The organism is Peribacillus sp. (genome assembly GCF_059453735.1).
In genome coordinates this window covers 1-10313 of sequence record NZ_JAZVJO010000206.1, presented here as the reverse complement: position 1 = coordinate 10313, position 10313 = coordinate 1, and the positions used below count along the sequence as shown (strand labels likewise).

Below are 10313 nucleotides of genomic sequence, written 5' to 3'. Positions count from 1 at the left end.
TATTGGATTCATTGGTGGAGGAAGAATGGCTCAAGCCATGATTGAAGGGATGATCGGAGAAAGAATCGTGTTGCCTGAGCAAATCACAGCAAGTACTGCTACAGAAGGGTCACTCACGAAGTTAATTGATACATAGCAAATTTTAGGAGCGCTAGACAATCAGGAAGTAGCAAGCTTTGCCGATTATCTTTTCTTAGCGGTACACCCTTCGCTCTATCCTGCCGTGATCGAGCAGATAAAAAATACGGTAAAAACAGAAGTAATCATCATTACGATTGCTGCTGGCATCAGTATCAAGCAAGTTGAAACATCGTTTGGCAGGAAGATAAAGGTCATTAGAACGATGCCGAATACTCCTTCCCTTGTCGGAGAGGGAATGACTGCACTGAGTCCCAATTCAATCGTAAATGAAAAAGATTTAGCTGAGGTCCTTGAATTATTGAACAGCTTTGGAAAGACGCAAGTGTTTCAGGAACACTCGATGGATGCTGTTCCGGCAATTAGTGGGTCATCGCCTGCCTATGTATATATGTTCATCGAGGCGTTGGCTGATGGCGGTGTTAGAGATGGTATTCCTCGAAAAGATGCTTATAAAATGGCCGCGCAGGCTGTGTTAGGCGCAGCTAAGATGGTACTTGAAACAGGTAAGCATCCAGGAGCTTTGAAGGACGACGTATGTACGCCAGGAGGTTCGACAATCGAAGCAGTGGCTGCACTTGAATCGTCTGGCTTCAGGAAGTCGGTATTAGACGCAATGAAAGCTTGTACAGATAAAAATAAAGAGATGGGAAAAAAATAACGTGCCTTCCATTAAGCTGACGAGAAAATCTCGCCGGCTTTTTTTGATATTATGAAGGTTTATGAATTTTGATTTATTTTAATTTTCTTTTAATTAAGGTAAGATGATAATAGAGATTAATAGAGAAGGGTGGAACCCAGATGATTTCGTATACAAATGAGTTAAAGCGCTTACTTAGTGAGGATAGAGTAACGATCAATGAAACGGTTCTAGAACAGCATAGCCGGGATGAATCGTATCACCAGCCTAGTCTTCCTGATGTGGTCATATTTCCGAAATCAGCTGAAGAAGTCAGCGCTGTGTTAAAGTTTGCGAACGAGAACAATATTCCGGTTATTGCTTTTGGACTAGGTTCTAGTCTTGAAGGCCATGTTATTCCGCAACGCGGCGGTATTTCAATGGATACCTCATTAATGAATTCTGTGCTTGAAATAAGAGAACGGGATTTTCTTGCCAAAGTTCAGCCGGGAGTTACACGGTCACAACTTAATAAAGAATTAAAGAAATATGGTTTGTTCTTTTCCGTTGATCCAGGAGCAGATGCAACGTTGGGCGGAATGGCCGCAACCAATGCGAGCGGTACGACGTCAGTGAGATACGGAATAATGCGGGATAATGTCAGGGACCTAGAGGTTGTCCTGGCTAACGGTGATATCATTCATACAGGTAGTTTAGCAACAAAGTCTTCATCAGGACTACATTTAAATGGTTTATTTATAGGATCTGAAGGCACGCTTGGCGTATTTACTGAATTAACGCTGAAAGTATATGGGATACCTGAAGTCACTATGGCAGGCAGAGCTACGTTTCCTTCCGTAGAACAAGCCGTAGAGGCGGTTAATGGCATTATGCTGGCTGGTATCCCCATTGCCAGAATAGAATTGGTAGATGCCCTTTCTATTAAACAAGTGAATCGGTCAATTAATACATCCTTTGAAGAGAAACCAACATTATTTTTAGAGTTTCATGGAAATGAAGCTGGACTCAATCAAGATGTAGCGTTTGCCCGCGAAATTGTTGCCGATCAAGGATGTAAGGATATTCAGTTTGAAACGGATTCTATTGGTAGGAGTGAATTATGGAGCGCGCGGCATAATCTAGCGTATTCGTTCATTCATTCGTCTCCAGGTAAGAAATTAATGGTGACAGATGCGAGTGTACCGTTGGATCGTTTAACAGCAGCTATTCTTGATACCCGAAAAAAAGTGGATGCTTCGAGTATTGAAGGCGCTATTGTTGGTCATGTCGGGGATGGGAATTATCATGTTATGTTCATGATTGACTTGAAAAATCCTGAGGAAGTTTCGGAAGCAAAACGTTTAAATGAGGAAATTGTTAACTATGCACTAAATGCAGGCGGTACATGTACAGGCGAGCACGGTGTCGGCATAGGGAAGGCTAAGTATCAGCGCCTTGAGCATGGAAAAGCCTATGATGTGATGGCCAGTATTAAGAATACGCTGGATCCAAAAGGAATTCTCAATCCAGGAAAAATATTTACAGAGGAAACGTTAATTACACAATAACATTATGGGGGTGATGTATATGAAGGTGATTGAGTTGCCAGAGAGTTATCATCGAGAAGCTGTTCGGTTATCTGAATATGCGTTTCAATATCAGGTCTCTGATGAAAGGTTAGAAAACACCTTGCAAAAAATGAAGGAATTCCAACAAGTATTAGGTATTCTGGATGAAGAAAAGCTCGCTGCGAAGCTTCATATACTTCCCCTGAACATTAACATAGGAGATAAGCATTTAAAGATGGGGGGGATTGCGGGTGTTGCTACTTATCCCGAGTATCGGAGAAATGGCTATGTGAAGGATTTACTTCATCATACGTTAATCATGATGAGGGAAAGAGGTTTCAGTATCTCCATGCTGCATCCTTTTTCGGTCCCTTTTTACCGCAAGTATGGATGGGAATTGTTTTGTGATCGGCTTATATGTGAGGTAGATAGTGATAATCTAGTCATGCAGGAACGAGTATATGGACGAATAAAGCGATGTACGAAAGAGTCCCATAATGGAGATATGGAGGACATTTATCAACAATATGCCTCTTCGTTCAGCGGCATGCTCGTCCGGGACTCTAACTGGTGGTCATACTCCGTTTATCGGGATTATCTTGGGGCTGTTTACTATGATCCAATGCATAGGCCAACAGGATATATGCTGTACAATATAAAGGATGGAGAGATGACGGTCGCTGAATTCGTCCCATTGAATGCTGAAGCGAGAAAGGGATTGTGGAATTTTATTAGTCAGCATGATTCGATGATTACCAGGCTCACGATTACTACCCATAAGGATGATCCATTGTTTTATACGCTTAAGGAACCGCGGGTGAAAGCAAAAGTGACACCCTATTTTATGGTTCGTATCGTTGATGCAGAGAAATTTATTAAACAGTATCCTTTTAACTGGAGCACTAGTGGAGAAACGGTGACTTTGACGATTACTGATAGTTTTGCTTCTTGGAATAATAAAACCTTTATCCTGAAAAATAAACAGATCCAAACAATAGAGAAAAGAGATACTGGAATAGAAATGACGATCAATGAGCTATCTGCCATCCTTTTCGGATACAAGAAGATTGAAACGCTTTACAAGTTAGAGCAAGTAAAGGGGAATGAACAGGAGATTCATTCTTTCTCCGCAATCATTCCAGAACAGATGCCATTCTTTTACGATTTTTTTTAATAAAAGTGAACTAAACAAAAAAGTGCTGATCTAAAATCAGCACTTTTTTTGTTTAAACATTAATATTTTCGTTATCAAGGGCTTCTTCAACGCTGACATAGTCATAGCCTAAGTCGTCTGCTACCGCTTTAAAGGTGATGCGGCCTTTAGCCACGTTAACTCCCTTGGCAAGGGCTGGATTGGATAGAATCGCTTTAACGGCTCCTTTGTTAGCTATCTGAACGGCGTAGGGAACGGTCACATTCGTTAATGCAAGAGTAGCAGTTTGCGGAACAGCTCCAGGCATATTAGCAACAGCGTAGTGCACGACACCATGCTTTTCATAGGTAGGATTATCATGAGTAGTTATGTGATCAACAGATTCAAAGATACCACCTTGGTCAATCGCTACATCAATAATTACGGAGCCTGGTGACATGGCCACGACCATTTCATCTGTAATTAGTTTTGGTGCTTTTGCACCTGGTATCAATACGGCACCGATGACAAGATCCGATTCAGCTACAGCGTGTGCAAGATTATAAGGATTAGAAATCAAGGTTGTTAGTTGGTTGCCAAAAATGTCATCTAATTGACGAAGGCGGTCAGGGTTCAAATCAAGTATAGTCACGTCAGCTCCAAGACCAATGGCAATTTTGGCTGCGTTCGTACCAACTACGCCACCGCCGATTACTGCGACTTTCCCTCGTTTAACACCCGGTACTCCACTTAATAAAATCCCTTTTCCACCCTTAGGTTTCTCTAAAAACTGAGCGCCGATTTGAGCAGCCATTCTGCCGGCAATTTCACTCATTGGTGTTAATAAAGGAAGCGTTCCATTTACTGATACGGTTTCATAGGCAATCGCTAAGACTCCACTGTCTTTTAGTGCTTTTGTTAAAGTAGAATCAGCTGCTAAGTGGAGATAGGTGAATAAGATTAAATCTTTACGAAAATATTGATATTCTTCGGGAATGGGTTCCTTTACCTTCATAATCATTTCAGAACTTTCCCATACACTGCGTGCATCTTCTACTATTAAAGCACCTGCTGTCATGTAGCCGTCATTAGTAAAATTACTGCCTGTGCCTGCATCTTTTTCTATAAATACTTCATGTCCGGCCTTTACTAAGGCAACTACTCCAGCGGGAGTAATCGCTACTCGATTTTCATTGTTTTTTATTTCCTTTGGAATTCCAATACGCATATAAAATAGTCCTCCTCATTTAATCCCTATGTATTAAAGTATACCCGTTATAAAAACGACAACGTTTGTGGTAATTAGAAAATTCAAAAAGGAGTATTTGTGAGATTTCACAAATACTCCTTTTTTTACCGTTTAAAATCATTTTCTACATGTTGTAGATTCTGAAGCTTTTCATAGATGCGGCGTTTTCGGTAAAGCATCGTTCCAGCGTCCGCTATATCAGAAATCATGCTCCGATTAGTGATAGCTCCGAAGACCATACCGGCAATTGGCACCATTTGAAAAAGTTTTTTTATCCCAAAATGGTCGCGATAGGTATAAACAACTTCACGCCAACCTTGAATCTGAGAGATCATTTCCCGTTTTCCAGCCGGCTTGTCTTGGTAAAAGGAATTTAGATCATCTAAAATCGTTTTTTTACCTACTATATCCGATGTGGCAAATTGGAGGCACTTTACAATAAATAATCGTTCATCACGGTCCCGTGGATTATATCCATAAGTCAGAGCAAGATCTTGGAGGGTTTTCAGTGACATCCCAAGTAAGACTGGGATGTCAATTGCAAGTGTAAAAATACCGCCAAAACCTGTTGTTGCTCCTTGAGCGGTTGCTGCCCTGCTCTCTGATTGTTTAATATCTTCACTGACTTGATCCATGACTTTTAGGGGCAAGGAGCTGACATCTTCAAGCGTAAGTTCTTTTTGGTCCCCTAGTCTATTGCTTAATTTATTAAGGATCGTCTTTTCACGAGTTAAGTATTGACCGCCTGTTTGAATAAAGCTCCCTATGCCATCTAACAGCGAACCAATTTTCGTTTGGATAAAAGTCGGAGTAAGTTTATCCAACACTTTAAAAGGGAGGCGTCCTAATCGCTCCCAGAACCAAAGACTATTCTGATCCTTTTCCCACTTTTCAATTTTTCTTAATTCTGATCGTAAATATTCTTCTGACTCCATGAATTCGCATCCTTTCTTGTCATAATTCTAGCTTTTACTTTGATATTCACGGTATTCCCTTAATTTTAGATCAAGAAACAGTGCTGTTTTTTGGATAATGTCTTTCAAATTAACTTCACCAACTTCAGTGATGCGCTTTAATCGGTAGTTAAGTGTATTAACATGAATATGCAGATGGCGAGCAGCATCATTTTGGCTACAATCTTTTTCTAAGTAAACCTTTAATGTATGCAGTAAATCAGATTGATGTTTCTGGTCATATCGTGCCAATTTTGTTAGTGTATGATGTTCACGGCGGCGAGGGTGTCTAGAATCAATCGCCTCAAGACTTTGAAATACGCCTAAACCATCATAGGTAATGATAGTTCCAGTCTCATCAGGGAAAATCGATTTAATTTTCAAGGTATAAAGGGCTTCCTCGTAGCTGTGACGCCCATCTAACAAGGAGGTTAGGCTATTTCCGGAAGCGCCATTTATAGTAGAGACGTCAAATCGATTCTTCATTTCAGAAATAAAGATAGGAATAAATGTTTTAAATGATGTAGTTAATTCTTCATCAGATTCTGAACCAGCGAGAACAATTAATTTGTTTTGATCGATCGTAGTGAGAAGGATATTTATTTTTTGAGTAACGGTAAGCATGTAGGAGATATTACGCTCAATACTCCCGCTAATTTCTTCAGCAAATTCAAATACACCAATTGCACATACAGCAGGCAAATGGATAGAAAAACGTTTGAGATGCTCTTTAATATCTGTTTCTTTTTGATAATGGCCGGTTAATAACCGCCAGAGAAACTCCTGAGTACCAGCTTCTCTGTGTTTCTTTTTCAATTGCAGCTGTTGGAGCTGATTTTTGGCTTCCTTAGCTGCAAGCTGTAAAAAGGCTAGATCTTCATCTGTAAACGGTTTTTTTCCCTCAAGGGCCCAGATAAATCCCAACACCTCATTATTTTTCCGAATGGAAACGGCTGCCCTATTTCCGAGTCCAACATTTTCAATCGCTTCCACTTTAATCGGCGCATTGTCCTCTAAAAGGGCGGGTATAATTCCTGCTTTCCAGAGACTATTAACGACTTTCTCTGGAACTCGGCGGCCGATAATAGTTGATATTCTGGCCTGGTCCGTCGTTTCATCATGCATACTGTAGGCGAGCAGACGATGATTTCCATCCTCAATGGTGACTGGACCACCGACAATACTACTGATTCGATCGGAAAATTCCATAAGATCTCCATAAATTCCCTTGAACAATTCTCTATTTAGTTTTTCATTAAGCATAGGCATTCCCCTTATTAAACGGCTATATTAAAAATAGTAAGCCATTTTGGAAAAAATAGCATGTTTTACTGCTTTTATTAGAAACAAAAAACCTTTCCGAAATCGGAAAGGTTTTTGATTAGAATATAAAATTTAACAAGTAGTAAACTAAACCCGCAACTGTGGCGGAAATTGGTAGCGTGATAAACCAAGTAATGATCATTCTTTGTGCTGTTCCCCATTTTACACCTTTAATTCGATGAGCTGATCCTACGCCCAGAATAGAAGATGAAATAACATGAGTTGTACTTACTGGTAGGTGAATCAACGTTGCTCCAAAGATGATAGCAGCACCTGTTAAATCAGCTGCAACGCCGTTGATTGGACGGATTTTCATAATTTTTCCGCCGACCGTTTTAATAATTTTCCAGCCGCCGACTGATGTTCCAATACCCATTGCTAATGCACAGGATACTTGTACCCACGTTTGTATTTCTGTGCTATCTGTATATCCATTGGCAATCAAAGCAAGGGTGATGATCCCCATTGCTTTTTGAGCATCATTCGTACCATGTGCATAAGACTGAACGGCTGCCGTTAGAATCTGAATTCTGCGAAATTGTTTATTCGTTTTAGTTAAGTTGTTATTTTTAAAGACAATTTTAATGATGGTGTAAATGAGATAACCGACTCCAAATGCTAAGATTGGAGAAAGAATAAGAGCTTCGATGATCTTAAGAAAACCAGACCATTTAATTGAAGCAAACCCGGCAGCAGCAATGGCAGCACCAGCAATGGAGCCGATTAGCGCATGCGATGAACTGCTTGGTATGCCGAAATACCAGGTAACTAAATTCCAAATAATCGCTGATATCAGGGCAGCCATTATGACAAGTGATCCGTTAGGTAATGTAAATGGATCAACAATATCATTGGTAATCGTCTTGGCAACACCAGTAAAAGTCATTGCACCAACAAAGTTCATCACAGCTGCTAATATAATAGCATGACGAGGTTTTAACGCCTTTGTTGAAACAGAAGTAGCTATGGCATTTGCCGTATCATGAAAACCATTTATAAAGTCAAAAGCGAGTGCGAAAAATACGATTAAAATCGTTATTATAAGTAAAGTATCCATTCTTGGAGGACTCCTTAAGCGTTCTTCATAATGATTGTTTCAAGTGTATTAGCGACTGTCTGACAGAAGTCAGCAATTTCTTCAAGGCTCTCATAAATTTCTTTGTATTTAATTAGTTGAATTGGATCTTTTTCAACACTGAATAGATTTTTAATGGATTGGCGTTGAATTCCATCACAATATGATTCTAAATCTTTAATTTTTATTGCATTTTCACGGATATTTTGCATTTTCTTAGTTGAAAGCAACTTTACCGCAAGTTCAATTTCATACGTACATTTTCTGATTGCGTCGACAAATTTCAACATATACTCATCTGCATCAATGATCGAGTACATTTCAAATAAAGCAGAGCAATGCTCAAGTCCGTCTAATACGTCATCCATATTCATGGTTAACTGCAGAATATCTTCCCGTTCAATCGGTGTGATAAATGCATTGTTTAAATCTTTGATTACATCATGAACCATTGAATCGCCTTTATGCTCATAATCCTTCATTGTGTCAGCAAAAACCTTTAGGTCACTAACATTATTCAACTTAAAGTCAGCAAAATAATCAGCACTTTCTTTGATGTTTTGTGCCATATTGGTTAAAGCAACTGCGAATTTGTCCTGTTTTGATTTAAAAACCATGGTATTACCCCCATTTTTTAAGGCATATTTTTATGCACAAAATTTCATCCAAGAAATATAGTATGCATAGTATTGACTAAATCATTGTAATGGATTCCTTTGCTAAAGGGAAAGAGATTTCGACGAAACTTTACAATAACTTAACAAAACAGATACCGTGTAATGAAATTAATCTATAATACTGTATAGTTTTGTTAAATAAATTCCTTATTTTACTATATACTCGTACATCATAAAATATTTACCGAATAGAATATATTTATCAAGTTTAGAAAGAAGACAGTAATGGTAAAAATATAATAAGTACATAACTACAAAGGGGAGAGAAAATGAAAAAAAATCTACTTGTACCATTACTAATTGGGATTGTTATTATTGGAGCAATCATCATGATATTTGTATCCAGCTATAACGGTTTTGTATCTGAAGAAGAAAATGTGGATCAATCCTATGCACAAATCGAAAATCAGCTGCAAAGAAGATTGGATTTAATCCCTAATTTGGTTAATACGGTTAAAGGTTATGCATCACATGAAAAAGAAACCATTACAGCTATTTCAGATGCTCGATCTAGATTAGCAGGAGCAAACTCACCAGAAGAGGAAGCAACTGCGAATAGTGAGCTTTCTGGAGCATTGAGCCGTTTATTAGTAGTAGTGGAAAACTATCCTGACCTCAAGGCGGATAAACAATTTACTCAGTTAATGGATGAACTAGCTGGTACGGAAAACCGAATTTCAGTAGCCCGTAAAGATTATAATGCACAGGTATCCGTTTATAATAAAAAAGTTAAACGGTTACCCGGAGCCATCGTTGCAGGTGTAACAGGGTTTGACGCAAAAGAATACTTTAAAGCTGATCCTAAGGCTGAAACAGCTCCAGATGTTGATTTTGGAGGAAATGACCAATGATGGTAAGAAAGGTTACCAGCCTTTTCTTACTAATTATCAGCTTGTGTTTCTTATATGGATTAACCAATGGGTATGCTGCGGCTGTCATTCCTGACCCTGTTGGAGATATATATGTTCAAGATTTTGCGAATGTATTATCGGAGGAAGAAGAGACAAAGTTACAGGCTGTCGGAAGAGGGTTGGATGATCAAACATCAACCCAAGTGTCGGTGCTGACTGTTGCTACACTTGAAGGAACAGATATTGAAACATATGCTAACGAAGCGTTTCGAAAATATAAGCTAGGGAACGCCGAAAAGAACAACGGAGTCTTACTTGTGCTGGCGCTGAAGGAAAAGAAAATAAGAATTGAAACGGGATATGGTCTTGAAGGAGTTCTTCCTGATGGCAAAGCAGGGAGAATCCTTGATGAATATGCAATCCCATACTTAAAAAATAACGAACCGGGCAAAGCGGTGACTGAAACCTACCAAGTGATTACACAAACTGTTTCAGGTGAATATAAGGCGGATGAAAAGCCGACCGCTGAAGCCAAAAGTCCAATTCCAGGCTGGCTGATGATTATTATCATAGTTGCTCTTGTCTTCCTCGATATAAAATTCTTTGGTGGAGCATTGTCATACACAATTCTCTCCATGCTGTCGAGAAGAGGCGGCGGTGGAGGCAGCAGCGGTCCCCGCGGTGGAGGCGGGGGTTCTGCTGGAGGCGGCGGTGCTGGTCGCGGCTGG

Annotated in this window: 9 protein-coding genes and 1 pseudogene; 5 read left to right on the top strand and 5 right to left on the bottom strand. The window is 39.6% G+C overall.

The genetic code is table 11. The annotated features are described in order from the left end of the window. The first annotated feature begins 1 nt into the window (after nt 1). The 3 genes and pseudogenes from proC (at nt 2) to AC52RT_RS06525 (ending at nt 3499) form a co-directional block, all read left to right on the top strand. A pseudogene (gene proC, locus AC52RT_RS06535) lies at nt 2-799 on the top strand (pyrroline-5-carboxylate reductase). A 140-nt stretch (nt 800-939) separates the two neighbouring features. Further along, entirely contained in the window at nt 940-2325 is a 1386-nt protein-coding gene (locus AC52RT_RS06530) for an FAD-binding oxidoreductase (RefSeq protein WP_495539998.1), read from the top strand. A 19-nt stretch (nt 2326-2344) separates the two neighbouring features. Next, entirely contained in the window at nt 2345-3499 is a 1155-nt protein-coding gene (locus AC52RT_RS06525; RefSeq protein WP_495539997.1) for a GNAT family N-acetyltransferase, read from the top strand. 52 nt (nt 3500-3551) lie between these two features. Here the strand turns inward: AC52RT_RS06525 and ald are convergent, their stop codons facing one another. The 5 genes from ald to AC52RT_RS06500 form a co-directional block, all read right to left on the bottom strand. Next, entirely contained in the window at nt 3552-4685 is a 1134-nt protein-coding gene (ald, locus tag AC52RT_RS06520) for an alanine dehydrogenase (protein ID WP_495539996.1), read from the bottom strand. Nucleotides 4686-4810: 125 nt separating this feature from the next. Beyond that, a complete protein-coding gene (locus AC52RT_RS06515) occupies nt 4811-5641 on the bottom strand; it encodes an EcsC family protein (protein WP_495539995.1) in 831 nt (276 codons plus the stop codon). 27 nt (nt 5642-5668) lie between these two features. Beyond that, nucleotides 5669-6922: a helix-turn-helix domain-containing protein gene (locus AC52RT_RS06510; RefSeq protein WP_495539994.1), complete on the bottom strand. Its 1254-nt coding sequence runs from the start codon at nt 6920-6922 to the stop codon at nt 5669-5671. Nucleotides 6923-7040: 118 nt separating this feature from the next. Beyond that, nucleotides 7041-8039 (bottom strand): inorganic phosphate transporter, encoded by a 999-nt coding sequence (locus tag AC52RT_RS06505; protein WP_495539993.1) that lies wholly within the window; start codon nt 8037-8039, stop codon nt 7041-7043. Nucleotides 8040-8053: 14 nt separating this feature from the next. After that, nucleotides 8054-8674 carry a DUF47 domain-containing protein gene (locus AC52RT_RS06500; RefSeq protein ID WP_495539992.1) on the bottom strand — a complete coding sequence of 207 codons (621 nt, stop codon included), beginning with the start codon at nt 8672-8674 and terminating at the stop codon, nt 8054-8056. 329 nt (nt 8675-9003) lie between these two features. Here AC52RT_RS06500 and AC52RT_RS06495 point away from each other — a divergent pair, with 329 nt between their 5' ends. Together AC52RT_RS06495 and AC52RT_RS06490 are read left to right on the top strand one after the other, a co-directional pair. After that, nucleotides 9004-9585 carry a LemA family protein gene (locus AC52RT_RS06495; RefSeq protein ID WP_340848508.1) on the top strand — a complete coding sequence of 194 codons (582 nt, stop codon included), beginning with the start codon at nt 9004-9006 and terminating at the stop codon, nt 9583-9585. Continuing rightward, nucleotides 9585-10313 (top strand): TPM domain-containing protein (locus AC52RT_RS06490; protein WP_495539999.1); only part of this gene is annotated, 729 nt, incomplete at its 3' end. The genes AC52RT_RS06495 and AC52RT_RS06490, both read left to right, overlap by 1 nt.